Genomic DNA, 18,093 nt, shown 5'->3' on the forward strand with positions numbered 1-18,093 from the left:
GACCGGTCACCACGGCGCGAGCCCTTCGCGAGATGCGCGCCGCACCGACGGGAGCACGCGAGCTGCTCGACCGTTGGTGATCGCGGCACCACGCCGACCACCCTCGGACCGGTTGCAGCGTCGGCACTCCGGCGCGAGGTTCGACCGGGCGTGACCAGCACCGGCGACGAGGTGGCCCACGTCGAACGGTTGCCCAGGCTGGAGCAGCTCGCCCCGCCGCCAGCAGTACACGTCGTCGCCGTGCCGCCACGCGAGGTGAACCTGCGCGCGCACCAGCCGCGCGTTCGCCACGTACTCGGGATCGCGATGCTGATCGGTCACGATAGTCCTCCTCGGTCAGGGCGGTCAGGGCAGTGGTCCTACTTCTCTCTTCTCTTTTCTTTACGCGAGAGTAAGTAGAGAGAGGGGTGACCGCCCTGACCAGCCCGCTCCCCCCTTGGGATCGAGGCCTGACCACCTCCCTGACCAAGCCCTGACCACTGGCCTGACCACCCGCATCGTCAGAGCGAAGCTCCTCATTCCGAGGGGTGCGGGGAGCGGGGGCGGGCGCCGCCGGCCTGACCGCGGTCAGCCCTGACCACACCACGCAGCTCATGCGCGCCCCGGGGTCAGCACGACGCTGATGCCCTGGTAGTAGTGCACGCGGCCTCCGGCGATGCGGGGGCGGGTGGCGGTGACGCCGCGCTGCTTGAGACGCTGCCCGAGAGGGCCGGATGCCATAGCCGTGTACCCGTTGCGCCGGCACCAGGTGGTGTACGCACGGTACACGTCATCTTTCGGGCTGGACTGCTCAGGCCCCTCGGTCACAGCGTCGTCCTCGTCGAGCCACGTGAGGAACGGGTCAGCCTCGTCGTGCATGCGCGTGGTCGCCTCACGGGCGGCAGCGGGCGGGGCGAACCGGCCGCGGAGCATGAGACGCCGCAGACCCTCCATCGCCTCGTTGAAGATGCCCGGAATGTCGTCGTGCAGGATCGACTCGTCGAAGACGGGAGCACCCTCTTTCTCGTTCTCCACCTTGTTCGGGAACTCGATGACCATCCATCGCCGACGCCACCCGTACGAGTTGTCGGAGGTGCGGAAGAATTCGTTGGCGGCGAAGATGGGTACCGCGTAGGGCACGAACTCGAACGCCTGGCCGTGCTTGCGTGACGCGCTGATCGAGTCGCCACCGGTGATCTCTTTGAGGATCTGCGGGTCGGTCAGGAACTTACTCGACAGGTCACCCGAGATGTTCGCGGTCTTGCCGTAGAGCGAAGACGAGGCGAAGCGATCTTCAACGAGTTGATGCAGCGACACCGACGAGTAGTTGACCTTGCTGAGCATCGCGCGGATGAGGCGCAGGAAGGTGCCCTTACCGTCACCTCCACCACCGATGAGCAGGATGATCTTCTGCAACGGATTGCCGGTCATGAGCAGATACCCGATGACCTCCCACACGTGGCGCAGCATGTCCTCGTCATCGCCGAACACGACGCGCAGCCACGCCTTGAACTCGTGAGGGAGGGCGATCGCATCGTGCGTGATCGGGAGCTTGGTCAGCGCGCCGAGCATCTCGGTGTGCGGCGTCAGGCGATCCTCTCGCCACCAGTACACGCCGTTCTCCAACACGATGTGCTCCAGGTAACCGCGAGGGAGCTCGGGGAGGCCGACCTCGGGAAGATCGACGTTCAGCAGGTGTGCGGCCGCCTGAGACTCGATGTTCTTCGTGTACGACGCGCCGAGCGCTTTCGCGCACCGGCGGGTGACCACGGTCGAGTCGCGCACGTACACACCGTCGCGATACTCGTACAGATCGCCAGCGAAATCGCGCCCGAGCTTCGAGGGCTCGTGCGCGATGTGATCCGCCAGGAGCGTGGCGTCAAAGCGCCCCGTCTCCGGATGCAGGAAGCTCGGCAACTGGAACCACCTCCTCCATGATCCGGATGCCACACCGCGAGCACGCCGTGAGACGCCGCAACGTCAACACTCGTCCAGCGTCATCCAGTCGATGCCGAGCAGCTGCTCGGCGATCGCTTTGTGAGGCGTGTAGCCAACGCGCCGGCCAGTCGTCGTCGAGCGCCGTTCCTTCGACACGGCACCGCCGCCGTAGACGCCGGCCACCCTCGTCCTGTCGTGCACGCACGACCCCGCCGAGAGCATGAAGACGTTGGACTCGAACAGGCGGTGACGCCTCAGCGCCAGCAACTCGCCGTCTGTGTCGACCGCGGTAAGGCCGAACATCGACCCACACAAGGTCACGTAGTCGAGCATCGGTGCACCGGGGACGTTCTCCATGATCCACGGCCGGCCGGTCTCAATGAGCGCTGCTCGCGTCGGCTCCACCAGGTCGGGATGATCCTTCGTATGCATGTGCCGCGTGATGCTGTAGGCCTGGCACGGGGGCGAGGCGTGGATCGCGTCGAACTCGTGCCCGTGCTCACGTACGAACTCGATCGCATCGCCCACGTGGTGCTCGAAGGGATAGTTCGGCTGAGGGCGGATATCTACGCCGACGACTTCGAACCCGGCTCGGTGATACCCCATCCCAGCGCCGCCAGCGCACGAGAACAGATCGAGCAGCTTAGGCATCGTGCCCACCAATCTCGTGGTTGGGAGTCCGCGCCTCGGCCCGGTCATGGACCCAGCAACCGAGTCGATACGCGACGTAAGCGCCGACGATGATCAGCAGGAACGAACCGTTGATGATCACGAGTCGCTCCCTTCGGTGAGGTCGAGCGCGATCGAGCCGAGGAGGCGGCGCGCGTCCTGGAGTTGGATCTGAATGGCCTCGTGATCGATGCCATCGGTGTTGGGCTTCTCGGGCAGATAGCCGAGGTAGAACTCCGCCATGCGGATGTTCTCCAGGCACGCGGTGATGTCGCTCCAGAGCGACACCGTGCGGTGAGAGGGCCGCGCGTTCACCTCGTTGTTCTCACGCTGTCCGGCCATAGCCATGCTCCGTTCTCGTCCAGACCCTGACTCGCGCGGTGATACATCTCCGCGATCTGCTCGGGCGTGTAGTTCGCTCTCATGTACCAGTGATCGCGGTCGACCCTGACCGCGAACAGCTCCCGCTCCGCTGCCGCCAGCTCCCGCTTCAACCGCTCGATCTCCGCCCGCATGAACAGGAAGCTCGCGGGCGAGATGTTCGGCGTTCGCGTCTCGATCGGGAACGTGCGGTGCGTGCTCATCGGCGCTCACGCTGCATCCCAAGGAGCACCGGCGAGCCGCGCCTCGATGTCGGACTCGGCATAGCGTCGGTGCCCGCTCTCGCCCGATGGGCGGATAGCACGAATGACACCTCTGTCAGCGAGCCGAGCCAGATGCTCCGGCGTGATGCCGAGCGCCTTGGACGCAATGCCCGGTGTTACCCATCGCGTTTCTGGAAGTTCGTTGCGCTCCGTCATACGCCTGACCGTACATGACGGAGTGCGATATAGCCAACATATCCAACGCATGCATTGTGATTCGTTGGAAAGGTTGGATATGATCGCGGTTATGAGCACAGCGCTATCAGCCACCCCCGAACGCCAGGGCTTGGACGCCGAGATCGGCCGTCGCATCTTTCACCTGATGTGGGATCGCAAGATCACGCAGACGGACATGGGTCGCGCCGTCGGCGTGGGTCAGAGCACGCTCTCGCTGAAGCTGCGGGGAAAGCGCCCCTGGTACTCAAGCGAGCTGCGCGCGGCCGCGGTTGTGCTCGGCACCTCGGTGGGATATCTGTTCGGAGAAGCAGAGAACCCCCACCCTGGTGCGGGTGGGGGTTCATCGCTCCCCGGCTTGGACTCGAACCAAGAACCTGCCGGTTAACAGCCGGCTGCTCTGCCAATTGAGCTACCGAGGAATGTGCACCGCTGAGCGGGCAACTCGTCAAGCTTAGCAAACTCCCGGAGGTGTTCACGACACGGCGGCACGGTTCCGGGATGCCGGGCGTGTCGGGGTCAGTGCCGTGAGTCCGACTCCGCGTTCGGCACCCAGAGCAGGTCCTTGCCGACTCCGCGGGCCACAACATGCCCGCTGCGGAGCATGAGGGTCTCGGCGTTCAGTTCGCGGATGAAGTCGGCGTCGTTTGTCACGAGGAGGGCCGCCATCGACTGCTCCCTGCGACGGCGGGTGATCGCGTCGAAGACCACCGGACGCACCTCGAGGTCGAGGTTCGCGAGCACCTCGTCGGCGATGAGCACCTTCGGCTCGAGCACGAACGACCGGGCGATGGCCACACGCTGGCGCATGCCGGCGCTGAGTTCGTAGGGGAACTTCGACGCGGTCCCGAGCGGCAGGTGCAGCTCGTCGAGCAGCATGGCCACGCGGATCGAGAGGGCCTTGGTGTTCACCCGGCGCTCCCGGATGAGGATCGGCTCCGCGATCACCTCGTTCACGGTGAGCCGAGGCGGCAGGTCTGCCCCGGCGCCCTGCGGAACGAAGCCGGTGCGATAGGTGAGGATGCGGTGTTTGCGACCGGGACGGCGCACATCGACGCCGCAGACCTGGGCGCTGCCTCCGACGACCTTGACCGAGGGGTCGGTGGATCCGGCAAGGGCGGCGACCAACGTCGACTTTCCTGAGCCCGTGGGTCCGGCGACGCAGATGAGCCCACCGGGCGCCAGCGAGAACGTGACACCGTCGACCGCGCGCGTCGGCATCCCGTGGCCGATGCGGTCGATCACCAGATCGGCGCAGTCGATCGCGTTCGTTGATTCGGGCCTGCGGGACATGACTCCATCCTGCCGCCTGCCGGCCCCCGCTCCCCGTTACGACTCGGCGAAGCGCTGACGCTCTGCGTCGATGTCGCGCAGGCGCATCCGCAGCGCGCGACCACCATCGGAATCGGCAGGCACGCGTTGCACCGCACCGAGGAGCTCCTGCTTCTCGTGCTCGAGCTGCCGGAGCACGAGCCTGCGGGCGAGGTCGGCCACAGTGGCGACGGCCCGCTCCTCCGTCCGCTCGGGGAACGGCGTCATCAACAGCTCCCCCGCGAGGGAGCGGTAGGGTTCACGCACGCCGTTCACGGCCTCGGTCACCCAGCCGGCCCTGGTGCGGTCCGGAGCCGCCGCAACCGCCTCACGCACGGCGTCCAGCCCTGGAGTCCGGAAGGGTGCCTCCAACGCCCGGTTGAGCAGCGCCTGATCGACCTGGTGTCCGTACTGGAGCGCACCCATCAGCGCGTCGCGTTCGACCGCGACGTCGGGGCTGCGCGGCAGACTCGCCAGCGTCACCGGGGCGACGAGGGGAGCCCCCGTGACCGAGTCGATCTGCGGGGCCTCCCGACGCGGCTGCTGCGGGGTCGAGGCTCCGCGAGCGGCGCGTTCGACCTCACTGCGCACTTCGGTGGGGTCCATCCCGAGCCGCCGCGCCAGTACGCGTTCGTATCCCGGGCGAAGAAGCTGATCGCGGATCTCCGCCACGATGGGAGCGGCCGCCCGCAATGCACCGACGCGCCCTTCCACCGTGGAGAGGTCGAAGCCGCCGAGTTTGCGGTCGATCGCGAACTCGAACATCGGCTGCTTGGTGTCCATCAGCCCCCGAACCGCGGCATCTCCTCGCCGGAGTCGCAGGTCACACGGATCCATACCGTCGGGCGCGACCGCGACGAAGGTCTGCGCGTTGAATCGGTCATCCTCGGTAAAGGCACGCAGGGCCGCCTTCTGACCGGCTTCATCACCGTCGAAGGTGAAGACCACCTCGCCTGAGGCGTTGTCATCACCCATCACGCGGCGCAGCACCTTGATGTGCTCGGTGCCGAACGCCGTACCGCATGTGGCGATCGCCGTCGTGAGTCCCGCGAGATGGCAGGCCATCACATCGGTGTAGCCCTCGACCACCACGACCCGGCGTGGGTCACCTCTGGCGATGTCGCGCTTGGCGAGGTCGAGCCCGTACAACACCTGCGCCTTCTTGTAGATCGGCGTCTCCGGGGTGTTCAGGTACTTCGGCCCCTGGTCGTCGTCGAACAGCTTGCGGGCGCCGAAGCCGATCGTCTGCCCCGACACGTCCCTGATCGGCCACACGAGACGCCCGCGGAATCTGTCGTAGACACCGCGCTGTCCGGTCGAGACGAGGCCGGCATTGCTGAGCTCCTCGCGGGTGAACCCCTGCGCGGTGAGCGCCTTCAGCATGCCGTCCCAGCCACGCGGGGCGAAGCCGACTCCGAAATGCGCTGCAGCACCTGCATCGAACCCGCGCTCCCCGAGGAAGCGACGTCCTGCCTCGGCGTCCGGGGTGAGCAACTGCGCGCGGAAGAACTCCGCGGCTGCAGTGTTGGCTGCATACAGCCGACTCCGCCCGCTCGTCTCGGGGGCGGCTCCGCCGTCCTCGTAGTGCAGCGTGTACCCGATGCGGCCGGCGAGACGCTCCACCGCCTCCGTGAAGCTGACGTGGTCCATCTCCCGGAGGAAGGAGTACACGTCTCCGGACTCCCCGCATCCGAAGCAGTGGTAGTACCCCACCTGCTGCCGGACATGGAAACTCGGGCTCTTCTCGTCGTGGAAGGGGCACAGGCCCTTGAGGGATCCGACTCCGGCGGGCTTCAGCGCCACGCGCTCGCCGATGATGTCGGCGATGTTCGTGCGCGCCTTCACCTCATCGACATCGGCCTGACGGATCCGCGGCATCAGTGCGCTCTTTCCGCGACGGGAACGCGCTCGGTGTGTGGCCGCGCACCGGGGCGGGCGTGACGGGGAGTCCAGATCCCCACCTCGGCCGGGTCGATCTCCCCGACGAGACGGTTGTGCCAGTCGATGGCGCTCTGATCGGTGAGGCTCGCGATCTGATCCACGACGACTCTGGCGCGTTGGGCGTCGGTCTCCGCCGCGATGAAGTCGGCGGCGAACGCGGGCTCGAGCACATCGGAACCCGCGGACCACAGCGCATCCGTCGACCAGAGGGCATCGGCGAGCCTCTTCAGCACGCGCCGCTGCTCCTTGTAGACGCCCTTACGGGCTTCGATCGTGACGATGGCCTGGCCCATGATGCCCTTCAACACGGCGATCTCCACCTCGATCACCCGCGGGACGATGACATGGGCGTTGTACCGGACCAGCGCCTTCGTACCGTACGCCTCCCTGGTGGCGGAGACCGAAGCACGGGCGAAACGTCCGATCAGGTCACTCGTGAGGTTCTTGAGCCGCGCGAGAGCCTGACGGGAACGATCGAACGAGGAGAGCCACATCGGCTGCGACGCCAGACGGTAGAGCGCGTCGGCGAGCTCGTCACGCGTGAAGTCGTACCCGACCCACTGCTGGATACGCCCGACGAGTGCGTCGTGCTGAGCGGGGTCGGCGAGCTGGGCGACGTCGACGTAGCCGTTGACGATCGCATCCTCGAAGTCGTGGACGGAGTAGGCGATGTCGTCCGAGAGGTCCATGATCTCGGCCTCGATGCACCGGAGTCGACCAGGAGCGCCTTCGCGCATCCAACGGAACACGGCTTCATCCTCGGGGTACACGCCGAACTTCAGACGCCCACCGGGATCGGGGACCGGGCTGTCGACCGTCCACGGGTACTTGCACGTCGCGTCGAGGCTGGCGCGGGTCAGGTTCAGGCCGACCGAGCGGTCGCTGTCGTCGAGCACCTTCGCCTCGAGTCGGGACAGGATGCGCAGGGACTGGGCGTTCCCCTCGAACCCCCCGATGGGCTCTGCCCACTCGTTCAGTGCCCGCTCGCCGTTGTGACCGAAGGGAGGATGCCCCAGGTCGTGGCTGAGGCACGCGGTGTCGACGACATCGGCCGACACGTCCAGTGCGACAGCGAGCTCGCGCCCGACCTGAGCGACCTCGAGGGAATGCGTCAGACGGTTGCGGGCGAAATCTGCGGTGCTGGCAGGGCTGAGCACCTGCGTCTTGGCGGCGAGTCGGCGCAGCGCCGCGGAGTGCAGGACGCGGGCACGATCACGAGCGAAGTCGTTGCGCTCGGATCGATGGGTCTCGGCGAAGAAGCGTTCGGCGTCTCGCGCGTCGTAGCCGTCGGCTCGCAGGCCTGGCCGGGGGTCAACCGCCACTGTTCTCGATCTCCGCTCCACGCATCATCTCCGAGGTGTCGGATGCGATCTCCCGCGACTCCAACCACTTGTCCGGCAGGGCCGTGCGCTTCGGGTGTCCTGCCCGCCCGCGCTGCCCCTCGGCGTCCGCACCGGGATACGGTGCCGTGTGATCGAGCCGGTCGAGGAGGTCGTCGATCTCGGCGAGGCTGGACGCCGTGGCGAGTCCGGTGCGGATGTCGCCCCCGACCGGGTAGCCCTTGAAGTACCAGGAGACGTGCTTGCGGATGTCACGGCATCCGCGATCCTCATCCTCGAAGAACTCGACGAGGAGCTCGGCGTGGCGGCGGAAGGCGTCAGCGACGAAGCCGAGCGTCGCGTCGACCGTCTTCCCCTCCCCGCCGAACGCGGTCGCCAACTCGCCGAACAGCCAAGGGCGTCCGAGGCAGCCGCGCCCGACCACCACTCCGTCGCAGTCGGTCTGCGCCATCATGCGCACCGCATCGTCGGCCGACCAGATGTCGCCGTTCCCCAGCACCGGGATGCTCGTGACCGCCTGCTTCAGCTCGCCGATCGCGTTCCAGTCCGCGAACCCGGAGTAGTACTCGCCGGCAGTCCTGGCATGCAGCGCCACGGCGGCGGCCCCGGCGTCTTCGGCCGCACGCCCTGCATCGAGGAACGTGAGGTGATCCTTGTCGATGCCTTTGCGCATCTTCACGGTGAGAGGGATGTCGCCGGCGGCTTTCACCGCCTGGTCGACGATGTCGGCGAACAGCTTCGACTTCCACGGCAGCGCCGCTCCCCCGCCGCGACGGGTGACCTTCGGCACCGGGCACCCGAAATTGAGGTCGATGTGGTCGGCGTGATCCTCGGCGACGATGATGCGCACGGCCTCCGCGATGGTCTTCGGGTCGACGCCGTAGAGCTGGATGGACCGCGGCGTCTCGGACTCGTGGTGCCGGATGAGTCGCATCGTGGTCTCGTTGCGTTCGACGAGCGCCCGCGAGGTGATCATCTCGCTCACGTAGAGCCCGGCGCCGTACTCGCGACACAGACGTCGGAAGGCGGTGTTGGTGATCCCCGCCATGGGTGCGAGGACGACCGGCACGTCGAGATCGATCGGGCCGATGCGAAGAGGGCGGGCGGGGGCGGTGGCGAGAGTCATGTCCTGTCCATTCTCCCAGACGCGGAGCCCGGAGGGATGCGGCGATCTAAGCTGTGCATATGACCGAATCCTCGCTCCGCACCATCCCGTTCACCGACGCGAAGGGCGAGGAGAAGACGCTCGACGATCTGGGCGCCGATGTCGTGCTCGTGGTCAACGTCGCGTCCAAGTGCGGGCTGACGCCGCAGTACGAGCAGCTGGAGGAACTGCAGCGTCTGTACGGCGATCGCGGGTTCACCGTCGTCGGCTTCCCCTGCAACCAGTTCTTCGGTCAGGAGCCCGGCTCTGTCGACGACATCCTCGAGTTCTGCTCGACGACCTACGGCGTCACCTTCCCCGTCAACGACAAGGTCAAGGTGAACGGCAAGAACGCCGCCGAGCTCTACAAGGCGCTCAAGGAGACTCCCGACGCCGGTGGCAAAGCCGGCCGCGTGGAATGGAACTTCGAGAAGTTCCTCGTGCTGCCGGACGGGGACGTCCTGCGCTTCCGGCCCAAGCAGAAGCCGGACGCCCCCGAGATCGTCAGTGCGATCGAAGCGGCGCTGACCCGCTAGAACGCGCCGGCCCGTCAGACGGCCGCGGTCTCCGACTCGGCCTCTCCGCGCTTGGACCAGAGGTCGCGGAGAACGTTCTCGAACGCCGCGGGCGGTTGCGCGCCGCTGATGCCGTACTGGCCGTCGACGACGAAGAACGGCACGCCCTGGATTCCGTAGGCGCGGGCCTGCGCCTGGTCCTGACGCACGGCGGGCAGGTACTGCTCGCTCTCGAGTGCTGCGCGGGCACGGTCTGCGTCCAGCCCGACCTCGACAGCCAGCTCGACGAGATCATCGATGCGACCGACGTGCTTGCCCTCGGTGAAGTAGGCGGACATGAGCCGCTCTTCCATCTCGTGCTGCAGCCCCTCTGCCTTGGCGAAGTGCAGCAGCTCGTGCGCCTTCACCGTGTTCGTGTGCTGCAGCAGATCGAACCGGTACTCGAGGCCGGCGTTCGCCGCCACACCCGTCACGTTCGAGAGCATCTGCTCGACCTGCTCGCGCGGCATGCCCTTGTGGCCTGCGAGGAAGTCGATCTCGTCACCGTCGAAGTCGACGGGGGTGTCGGGCGAGAGCTCGAACGAGTGGAAGGTGATGTTGACCTGCGGTGCGTCCTCGTCGGCCGCGACCGCTTCGAGACCCTTCTCGAGGTTGCGCTTGCCGATGTAGCACCAGGGGCAGGCGATGTCGGACCATATGTCGATGGAGATGGGTTCAGTCACACTGCTATGCAACCGCATGCACCTACGGGCTATTCCGAACCCGATCCGAGCCGCGGATAGGATTCTCGGATGCTCTCCGCCGAAGACCCGCTGCCCTCCGTCCCCGAGCGCGTGCTCGTCGCCGGCGTCTCAGGGTCCGGCAAGACCACGCTCGCCCGACGGCTGGCCCGCCTGTGGAACCTGCGCCATGTGGAGATCGACGGCCTGTTCCACGGCCCCGAGTGGACGCCGCGCTCCGAGTTCCTCGACGACGTGCGGGCCTTCGCAGCGGAGGAGCACTGGATCACCGAGTGGCAGTACACGAGCAAGGGAACGGACGAGATCCTCCCCCCGCGCGCACAGCTCGCGATCTGGCTCGACTACCCGTACCGCGTGGTGCGAGGCCGCCTGATCCGGCGCACGCTGGCTCGAGGCGTGCTGCGGCTCGAGCTCTGGAACGGCAACCGCGAGAAGGGGCCGTGGACCATGTTCCGCCGTGATCCGGAGGAGAACATCCTCGCGTGGCAGGCAGCGACACTTCACAAGTGGACGGAGCGCTTCCCCGCGTTGCAGGAGCGCTTCCCGCACCTCACGATCGTCCGTCTCCGTCATCCGCGGGAGACGAGACGGTGGCTGCGTGCTCAGGCAGAGGCGTCGGGAACGTCGATCGCACCGCCGAAGCGACGGTCGCGCGACAGGTAGATCCCTATCGCCCGCCACAGCTCCTCGCGCGAGAAATCGGGCCAGAGCGTGTCGAGGAAGACCATCTCGGCGTATGCCGACTGCCACAGCAGGAAGTTCGAGGTACGTTGTTCGCCCGAGCTGCGCAGGAACAGATCGACGTCCGGCATGTCGGGGACGTACAGATGGCGGCGGATCATCTTCTCGGTGATCGCCTTGGGCTTCACGCGCCCTGCCGCGACATCGTCGGCGATCGCCCGCATGGCATCCACGAGTTCGACCCTGCCGCCGTAGTTGACGCACATCGTGAGCGTGAGCACGTCATTGTCGCGGGTCAGTCGCTCAGCGTGCTGCAACTCCTTGATGACGCTGCCCCACAGGCGCGGCTTGCGGCCGGCCCAGCGGATGCGCACACCCCATTCGTTGAGCTGATCGCGACGGCGGTGCAGGACGTCGCGGTTGTAACCCATGAGGAAGCGGACCTCTTCCGGCGAACGCGCCCAGTTCTCGGTCGAGAAGGCGTACACCGAGAGGTGTTTGACCCCCGCCTGGATCGCGCCGGCGACCACGTCGAGCAAGACCTCCTCCCCCGCCTTGTGCCCCTCGATGCGGTTGAGTCCCCGGCGGTTCGCCCACCGGCCGTTGCCGTCCATGACGATCGCCACGTGCTCGGGTACGGACCGGAACGCGGGCGGGTACGAACCTGTCCAGTCCAGCGGTCGATAGGGGACGGCGTCCTTGTGCGTATAGGGCTTCGGGCTCACCGTGCTCCTTCTGAAGTGATGTCTGACACATGGGAGAGGGAGCGGATGCCGCGCTCCAGATGCCATTGGGCGTACGCGGAGACAAGTCCCGAGGCTGCGGCGGTGTCGGCCGGCGCCGCTGCGTCGATCACGTCCCACTCCCCCGCGATGAGCGAACGGAGCAACGCCAGGGTCTTCTCTGCGACACGCGGGCTGCCTGCCGGGGCGCAGTTCTGGCAGACGAGCCCACCGAGCTGAGCGACGAATCGCGAGTGCGGCCCTGGGGTGCCGCAGCGGGCGCACTCGTCGAGCGATGGCGCCCAACCCGACAGCGACATCACCCGCAGCAGGTACGAGTCGAGGATGCTCCGTGCGACGTGCTCTCCCCGCGACAACGCCCGCAGCCCGCCGACGAGCAGCAGGTACTGATCGGGAGTGGCCTCCGCGTCGCTCAGACGGTCCGCCGTCTCCACCATGGCGTTGGCCGCGGTGAAGCGGTCGTAGTGTGCGGCGATGTCGGTGCCGTAAGAGCCGAGGGACTCGGCCTGCTGCACGATGTCGAGCGAGCGGCCCTGGTAGAGCTGCACGTCGGCGACCATGAACGGCTCGAGCCTGGCGCCGAACTTGGACGACGTCCGGCGCACTCCCTTCGCCACCGCGCGGACCTTGCCGTGCCGTCTCGACAGCATCGTGACGATGCGATCCGCCTCACCGAGTTTGTGGGTGCGCAGGATCACCGCTTCGTCTCGATAGGTGGGCACCCTTCGATTATCCTCCGTGCGCGAGAATGAACGGGTGACCGAACCGCTCTTCATCATTCCGCTCTGGGCGGACCTGCTCGGCGTCGGCCTCGGCGGAGTCCAGGGCGCGATGTTCGCATCGGGTTTCCAGGGTCAGAGACGGCTCGACTGGCTCGGGGTGGCCATCATCGGCATCATGATCGGGATGGGCGGTGGTCTGATCCGCGACATCCTGCTCGGGCAGACCCCCGCCACGCTGCAGAATCAGTGGTACCTGGTCACTGCGGCCGGCGCCGCGCTTCTGGGCATGCTGCTCGCCGGGCTCTTCACCCGCCTGAACACCGCCATCGTCGTCCTCGATGCCGTGGTGATCGGCATGTTCGGCGCCTTCGGCACGAGCAAGGCCCTCGCCTTCGGGATTCCCGAGGTGCCGGCGGTCTTCATCGGCGTCTGTGCCGCGGTCGGAGGAAGCGTGCTCCGCGACATGCTGATGGGCCTGCCGACCGCGATCATGCACGTCGGCTCGCTGTATGCGGTCGCTGCCGGAGCGGGGTGCACGTTCATCGTGATCGCCGTCGCACTCGGGATGCCGATTCCCCTCGCGGCGGTCATCGGCATCGTCGTGACGGCCGTGATCCGGATCCTCGCGGTGACGTTCGATGTCTCGCTCCCGGAGCAGCGCCGTCTCTACCGCCGTAAGGTCGCCGCGGAGACCGGCGCGATCGCGATCGTGAAGCCTCAGGACTGACCGGTTCAGGTGCCGCGGAGGCGGTCCGCGCCGCGTACCATGCCGGCGAGTCCGTCGATCACTCGCTCGAGACCGAAGTCCCACGCCGTTCGAGCGTCGTAGGGAACGCCCATGGCTTCCCCCGCAGACCGACCCACCGACCTGGCGAGCGGCATCTCCTCACCGAGGTAGCCCGCCAGACGCGGTGCGGCCTCTGCCCACGATGCCGCGAACGCCGCTGCGCGCTGCTCCTCGCGCATCCGAGCCGCCGCAGAGAGAGTGAAGTCCAGCACGAAACTCAGCGCCGCGTCACGCTCCACGTCGCTGAGACTGAGGTCGTCGAAAGCATGGAGTTCCCGGTCGTACTTGGCGATGGTGCCAGGGCCGAATGCGACACGGGGATCGTGGATGTCGATGAGCCATGGATGAGCGCGGAAGAGGCGCAGGTTGTCCTCGGCGACCGCCCGGACCGCCCCACGCCAGCCCGAGGCCTCCGCGGGCTCACTGCGAAGACTGGCGTGCATCACATCCGCCATCAGCACGAGCAGGTCGGCGCGACTGTTGACGTGCGTGTAGATCGACATCGGGGTGAGGTCGAGGGACTGCGCCAGCGAGCGGATCGTCACCGCGCCGAGGCTGTCGGCGTCGGCCAGTGCGACGGCACGATCCACGACGTCATCCGCCGAGTGACGTGCCTTCGGCCCGCGCTGGCGGGTCACGGGAGCCGCGGGGCTGTGCCGCCAGAGCAGATCGACGAGATTCTTGGCCATCGGGAATAGCCTAGACCGCTTCCGCCTTAACCTTGTACACTGTACAGACTTTTGGAATGGAGAACCGTGAACATCACTCAGACCGCCCTCTCGTTCAACGTCCCCGACGTGGCGGCCTCCGCCGCCTTCGCCACGACGCACTTCGGCTTCGAGGAGGCGATGTCCGCGGACGGCTTCGTCTCGTTGCAGCACCCGGGGCCCGTCCCGAACATGATCTTCCTCCAGACCGGGCTCTCGACGTTCCGCCCACAAGAGATCGCCGGCTCCGCCGGTCAGGGCACCCTGATCGTCTTCGTCGTCGACGATATCGACCGGGAGTTCACCCGCATCGCCGACGCAGGCGCTCGTGTGGTCACCCCTCCGGAGACTGAACCCTGGGGTGAGCGCTATGGTCAGTTCGCCGACCCCAACGGCCTCATCTGGCAGCTGGTGCAGTGGGTGGACTGACCTCTACCTCGAATCGCGCGATCGGTCCCCTCCTGTCGACGGACACGACCGATCGCGCGATTCGAACCGGGATCAGACGGTTGCCAGCTCCTGCTGACGCGTGCGGATCGAACGGTTCACACCCGAGACGATCGCCTTGAGCGATGCGGTGGAGATGTCTCCGTCGATGCCTACACCCCACAGGCGCTGGTCGCCGACCTGCAGCTCGACGTAGGCCGCGGCCTGCGCGTCTCCGCCGGCGCTGAGAGCGTGCTCGACGTAGTCGTAGACCGTGATGTCGAAGCCCTGTCCACGCAACACCTCGACGAACGCCGCGACCGGACCGTTGCCGTTGCCCGTGACGGACACTTGCTGATCGTCGTCGCGGAGCACCACGTCAAGTGCCACGTCGCCCGACATGTCGCTCCGGGTCTGGGTCGCGAGCAGTTCGAAGCGCCCCCACTTGGCTGCGGTGTCGGCGGCGGGGAGGTACTCGTCGTTGAAGATCGACCAGATCTGCTCGCTGGTGACCTCGCCGCCCTCGGCATCCGTCTTGGCCTGCACGACTCCGGAGAACTCGATCTGCAGCTTGCGGGGCAGATCGATCGCGTGGTCGGCCTTGAGGAGGTAGGCGACGCCACCCTTGCCGGACTGCGAGTTCACGCGGATCACGGCCTCATAGGAGCGACCGAGGTCCTTCGGGTCGATGGGCAGGTACGGCACCGCCCACTCGATCTCATCCACCGTGACGCCCTGCGCCTCGGCCTTGGCCGCCATGGCCTCGAACCCCTTCTTGATCGCGTCCTGGTGGGAGCCGCTGAATGCCGTGAAGACGAGGTCACCCGCCCACGGGCTGCGCTCGGGCACCGGCAGCTGGTTGCAGTACTCGACCGTGCGCTTGACCTGGTCGATGTCGCTGAAGTCGATCTGCGGGTCGATGCCCTGCGTGAACATGTTGATCCCCAACGCGACGAGGTCGACGTTGCCGGTGCGTTCACCGTTGCCGAACAGGCAGCCTTCGATACGGTCGGCCCCGGCCATGTATCCGAGCTCGGCGGCCGCGATCGCGGTGCCGCGGTCGTTGTGCGGGTGCAGCGACAGAATCACGTTCTCGCGGTGCGCGAGGTTGCGGCTCATCCACTCGATCGAGTCGGCATACACGTTCGGCGATGCCATCTCGACGGTCGCCGGGAGGTTGATGATGACCTTGCGGTCGGGCGTGGGCTCGAAGACCTCGATCACCTGGTTGCAGATGTCCACGGCGAACTCGAGCTCGGTCCCCGTGTAGCTCTCGGGCGAGTACTCGTAGTACACCTTCGTGTCGGGGATCGTCTTCTCGAACTCCCGGCACAGCCGGGCGCCCTCGAGTGCGATGTCGATGATGCCCTGCTTGTCGGTGCGGAAGACCACCTCGCGCTGCAGCACGCTCGTGGAGTTGTACAGGTGCACGATGGCCTGCTTCGCTCCCGCGATCGCCTCATAGGTGCGGGCGATCAGGTGCTCGCGGGCCTGCGTCAGGACCTGGATCGTGACATCGTCGGGGATGAGGTTCTCCTCGATGAGCTGACGCACGAAGTCGAAGTCGGTCTGGCTCGCGGAGGGGAAGCCGACCTCGATCTCCTTGTACCCCATGCTGACGAGCAGCTCGAACATGACGCGCTTGCGCTCGGGCGACATCGGGTCGATGAGCGCCTGGTTGCCGTCGCGGAGGTCGACCGCGCACCAGCGGGGCGCCTCGGTGATGCGGGCATCGGGCCAGGTGCGGTCCGGCAGCTGGACGGTGATCTGCTCGTGGAACGGCCGGTACTTGTGGATCGGCATCGCGGACGGGCGCTGAGTGTTCTGCATGATGGGGCTTCTTCTCTTCGTCAGGGTAAACGGGCCAACACAAGCGCCGCGACGAGGAAGGCCCTAGCTTTAGGACTCGTCGCGGCAGCTAAGAAGAAGCAGACCGCCGAAAGGCATGTGGTCATGCTAGCAGGGTTGACTCCGCCGATTCGACGGGTGTGAGACGTTTCCTTCGCTGTCGACACTCCCCGATATGAGCACATCGCCGCGTCGCCTGACCCTCGCCGTCGCCTCCGTCTTCGGCCTGCTGCTCCTGAGCGCCTGCACCTCCGGGCCCGGAGGCTCCGCGGCGCCGACGAGCACGTCTGCACCATCAGGGCAGGGGCTCGAAGACGTCCGGCCTGACCTCCCGGAAGGGCGCGTGATCGGCGTGGGCACGGTGCTCGATGTGGCGGGCGAGGTACAGCTGTGTCTGGGAGCGATCATGGAATCGCATCCGCCCCAGTGCAGCGGAGTGCCTCTCGCCGGCTGGTCCTGGGCCGGACTCGAGGGCAGCGAGTCCAGCGGAGAGACCACCTGGGGCGCATACGCCGTCTACGCGACCTACGACGGTGAACGGCTCACCAACACCGATCCACCGATCATGCTCGCGTTGTTCGACCCGATCCCAACGGAGGATCCGACGGGCGGCGTCGACGGCACCACACCGGCCGACGAGCTCACGAGGATCCAGGACGACATCGCCACCCGTCTCGGTGGAGAGGCGCTCACCGTCAGCACGGACCGCGGCTACGTCCGGCTCAGCGTCACGTGGGATGACGGTGCCATCCAGGAGGCCGCTGACGCGGAGTTCGGTGACGGCGTCGTGATCGTGACCTCAGCGCTTCGGGAGATCGACTGAGCTACGGGATCAACGCGAGCTTGCCTCCGGGGTGACCCGTGGCGAGGAGTCGGTGGGCCGCGCGTGCCTCGAAGAGCGGAAACGTGCGGGCCAGGGGAACGACGAGATCGCCGTTCTGCGCCAGAGCGACCAGCTCGCTGCGGACCTCATCCCGGAAACGTGCGCTCTCGGGCATGGAGCCGGCGATGGCGAGGATGCCGTCGGCCGTCGCGCGGTCAGCCGCGGCGATGGTCACGATCCGCCGACGATCGCCTACCAGTTCGAGCGATGCATCCACCGCTTCGTGCGTCCCCACGGCGTCCAATGCCGCAGCGATCGGCCCGTCCGCCAGAGCGCGCACACGTGCGGCGAGCCCCGAGCCGTAGCGCACCGGGAGCCCTCCGAATCGTCGCACCTCGTCGAACCGGGACTCGCTCGCCGTTCCGATGACGCGTATGCCGCGCAGGCGTGCCTGCTGCAGCACGCTCGCACCGACAGCACCGGAGGCACCGTGGAGCAGGATCGTCTCCCCCGGCGCCGCACCGGTGACGGCGAGCATCTCCGCGGCAGTCGTACCCACGAGGAGCAGGTTCGCCGCCTCCGGATGCGTCAGGGTGGAGGGCTTCGCGAAGACCTTCTCAGCCGGGACGGTGACCGCGGTCGCATAGCCGCCTCGCACGCGGAAGGCGATGACCTCGTCGCCGATGTCGACAGCGCCCGAACCGATGCGGGTACCCTGGCCGATTGCCGAGACCTCTCCCGAGACCTCATACCCGATCGGCACCGGCAGCTCGATGCCCGGTCGGGCAGCAGCGACATGTTTCGCATCAGCGGGGTTCACCCCGGCGGCGAGGACGCGAATGGTGACCATTCCGTGTTCCGGAGCCGGAATGTCGTGCTCGACGAACTCCCAGAGGTCGGGCGAACCCCACCCCGCGGCGACCCAGTGCCGCGCTCGAGAGACCACCGCCGTCATCGCTCG

The 18,093-nt window shown here is 67.0% G+C and carries 21 protein-coding genes and 1 tRNA gene; 5 read left to right on the plus strand and 17 right to left on the minus strand.

The genetic code is table 11. The features are described 5' to 3' along the window. Nucleotides 1-6 precede the first annotated feature (6 nt). From AAY78_RS15380 to dusB, 11 genes are all read right to left on the minus strand, one after another. Nucleotides 7-321, minus strand: a complete 315-nt coding sequence (locus AAY78_RS15380; protein ID WP_046749175.1) for a hypothetical protein — start codon at nucleotides 319-321, stop codon at nucleotides 7-9. Nucleotides 322-591: 270 nt separating this feature from the next. After that, a complete protein-coding gene (locus AAY78_RS15385; RefSeq protein WP_082108720.1) occupies nucleotides 592-1,929 on the minus strand; it encodes a DNA primase family protein in 1,338 nt (445 codons plus the stop codon). Between the two features lie 30 nt (nucleotides 1,930-1,959). After that, nucleotides 1,960-2,616: a DNA cytosine methyltransferase gene (locus AAY78_RS19320; protein ID WP_197077711.1), complete on the minus strand. Its 657-nt coding sequence runs from the start codon at nucleotides 2,614-2,616 to the stop codon at nucleotides 1,960-1,962. 69 nt (nucleotides 2,617-2,685) lie between these two features. Further along, on the minus strand, nucleotides 2,686-2,928 hold the full coding sequence (locus tag AAY78_RS15395; RefSeq protein WP_046749177.1) for a hypothetical protein: 243 nt from the start codon (nucleotides 2,926-2,928) through the stop codon (nucleotides 2,686-2,688). Next, nucleotides 2,898-3,170, minus strand: a complete 273-nt coding sequence (locus AAY78_RS15400) for a hypothetical protein (RefSeq protein ID WP_046749178.1) — start codon at nucleotides 3,168-3,170, stop codon at nucleotides 2,898-2,900. Before AAY78_RS15400 ends, AAY78_RS15395 begins: the two co-directional genes overlap by 31 nt. Nucleotides 3,171-3,176: 6 nt before the next feature. Next, entirely contained in the window at nucleotides 3,177-3,386 is a 210-nt protein-coding gene (locus tag AAY78_RS19765) for a helix-turn-helix domain-containing protein (RefSeq protein WP_156172665.1), read from the minus strand. Between the two features lie 367 nt (nucleotides 3,387-3,753). Continuing rightward, nucleotides 3,754-3,826 (minus strand) — tRNA-Asn (locus AAY78_RS15405). A 97-nt stretch (nucleotides 3,827-3,923) separates the two neighbouring features. After that, entirely contained in the window at nucleotides 3,924-4,697 is a 774-nt protein-coding gene (locus tag AAY78_RS15410; RefSeq protein ID WP_046749179.1) for an ATP-binding cassette domain-containing protein, read from the minus strand. A gap of 36 nt (nucleotides 4,698-4,733) precedes the next feature. After that, the gene (gene dnaG, locus AAY78_RS15415; protein ID WP_046749180.1) at nucleotides 4,734-6,593 is read right to left on the minus strand and encodes a DNA primase; all 1,860 of its coding nucleotides are present in this window, start codon (nucleotides 6,591-6,593) and stop codon (nucleotides 4,734-4,736) included. Next, on the minus strand, nucleotides 6,593-7,978 hold the full coding sequence (locus tag AAY78_RS15420; protein WP_046749181.1) for a deoxyguanosinetriphosphate triphosphohydrolase: 1,386 nt from the start codon (nucleotides 7,976-7,978) through the stop codon (nucleotides 6,593-6,595). Before AAY78_RS15420 ends, dnaG begins: the two co-directional genes overlap by 1 nt. Further along, a complete protein-coding gene (gene dusB / locus AAY78_RS15425) occupies nucleotides 7,968-9,122 on the minus strand; it encodes a tRNA dihydrouridine synthase DusB (protein ID WP_046749182.1) in 1,155 nt (384 codons plus the stop codon). The genes AAY78_RS15420 and dusB overlap by 11 nt, the downstream gene beginning before the upstream one ends. Nucleotides 9,123-9,181: 59 nt before the next feature. On the opposite strand from dusB, the gene AAY78_RS15430 reads away from it, so the two are divergent. Next, entirely contained in the window at nucleotides 9,182-9,676 is a 495-nt protein-coding gene (locus AAY78_RS15430) for a glutathione peroxidase (RefSeq protein WP_046749183.1), read from the plus strand. Nucleotides 9,677-9,690: 14 nt separating this feature from the next. On the opposite strand, the gene AAY78_RS15435 is transcribed toward AAY78_RS15430, so the two are convergent. Next, nucleotides 9,691-10,377, minus strand: coding sequence for a DsbA family oxidoreductase (locus AAY78_RS15435; RefSeq protein ID WP_046749184.1), 687 nt, complete (start codon nucleotides 10,375-10,377; stop codon nucleotides 9,691-9,693). A 69-nt stretch (nucleotides 10,378-10,446) separates the two neighbouring features. Here AAY78_RS15435 and AAY78_RS15440 point away from each other — a divergent pair, with 69 nt between their 5' ends. After that, nucleotides 10,447-11,058 carry an ATPase AAA gene (locus tag AAY78_RS15440; protein WP_046749185.1) on the plus strand — a complete coding sequence of 204 codons (612 nt, stop codon included), beginning with the start codon at nucleotides 10,447-10,449 and terminating at the stop codon, nucleotides 11,056-11,058. Here the strand turns inward: AAY78_RS15440 and AAY78_RS15445 are convergent. After that, the gene (locus tag AAY78_RS15445; protein WP_046749186.1) at nucleotides 10,998-11,801 is read right to left on the minus strand and encodes an isoprenyl transferase; all 804 of its coding nucleotides are present in this window, start codon (nucleotides 11,799-11,801) and stop codon (nucleotides 10,998-11,000) included. The two genes, AAY78_RS15440 and AAY78_RS15445, sit on opposite strands and share 61 nt — an antisense overlap. Next, a complete protein-coding gene (gene recO, locus AAY78_RS15450; RefSeq protein WP_046749187.1) occupies nucleotides 11,798-12,541 on the minus strand; it encodes a DNA repair protein RecO in 744 nt (247 codons plus the stop codon). The genes AAY78_RS15445 and recO overlap by 4 nt, the downstream gene beginning before the upstream one ends. Nucleotides 12,542-12,575: 34 nt before the next feature. On the opposite strand from recO, the gene AAY78_RS15455 reads away from it, so the two are divergent. Then, on the plus strand, nucleotides 12,576-13,268 hold the full coding sequence (locus tag AAY78_RS15455; protein ID WP_046749188.1) for a trimeric intracellular cation channel family protein: 693 nt from the start codon (nucleotides 12,576-12,578) through the stop codon (nucleotides 13,266-13,268). Nucleotides 13,269-13,273: 5 nt separating this feature from the next. Here the strand turns inward: AAY78_RS15455 and AAY78_RS15460 are convergent, their stop codons facing one another. Further along, the gene (locus tag AAY78_RS15460) at nucleotides 13,274-14,017 is read right to left on the minus strand and encodes a TetR/AcrR family transcriptional regulator C-terminal domain-containing protein (protein WP_046749189.1); all 744 of its coding nucleotides are present in this window, start codon (nucleotides 14,015-14,017) and stop codon (nucleotides 13,274-13,276) included. A 66-nt stretch (nucleotides 14,018-14,083) separates the two neighbouring features. On the opposite strand from AAY78_RS15460, the gene AAY78_RS15465 reads away from it, so the two are divergent. Beyond that, nucleotides 14,084-14,464 carry a VOC family protein gene (locus AAY78_RS15465; protein ID WP_046749190.1) on the plus strand — a complete coding sequence of 127 codons (381 nt, stop codon included), beginning with the start codon at nucleotides 14,084-14,086 and terminating at the stop codon, nucleotides 14,462-14,464. A 72-nt stretch (nucleotides 14,465-14,536) separates the two neighbouring features. Here the strand turns inward: AAY78_RS15465 and leuA are convergent, their stop codons facing one another. Beyond that, nucleotides 14,537-16,291 (minus strand): 2-isopropylmalate synthase, encoded by a 1,755-nt coding sequence (leuA, locus tag AAY78_RS15470; RefSeq protein ID WP_046749191.1) that lies wholly within the window; start codon nucleotides 16,289-16,291, stop codon nucleotides 14,537-14,539. Nucleotides 16,292-16,484: 193 nt separating this feature from the next. Here leuA and AAY78_RS15475 point away from each other — a divergent pair, with 193 nt between their 5' ends. Continuing rightward, entirely contained in the window at nucleotides 16,485-17,132 is a 648-nt protein-coding gene (locus AAY78_RS15475) for a hypothetical protein (protein WP_052748808.1), read from the plus strand. 1 nt (nucleotide 17,133) lies between these two features. Here AAY78_RS15475 and AAY78_RS15480 read toward each other — a convergent pair whose 3' ends face one another. After that, nucleotides 17,134-18,087: an NADP-dependent oxidoreductase gene (locus AAY78_RS15480; RefSeq protein WP_046749192.1), complete on the minus strand. Its 954-nt coding sequence runs from the start codon at nucleotides 18,085-18,087 to the stop codon at nucleotides 17,134-17,136. Between the last annotated feature and the right edge of the window lie 6 nt (nucleotides 18,088-18,093).

The sequence above is a fragment of the Microbacterium sp. Ag1 genome (genome assembly GCF_001005635.1).
GTDB classification, from domain to species: domain Bacteria; phylum Actinomycetota; class Actinomycetes; order Actinomycetales; family Microbacteriaceae; genus Microbacterium; species Microbacterium oxydans.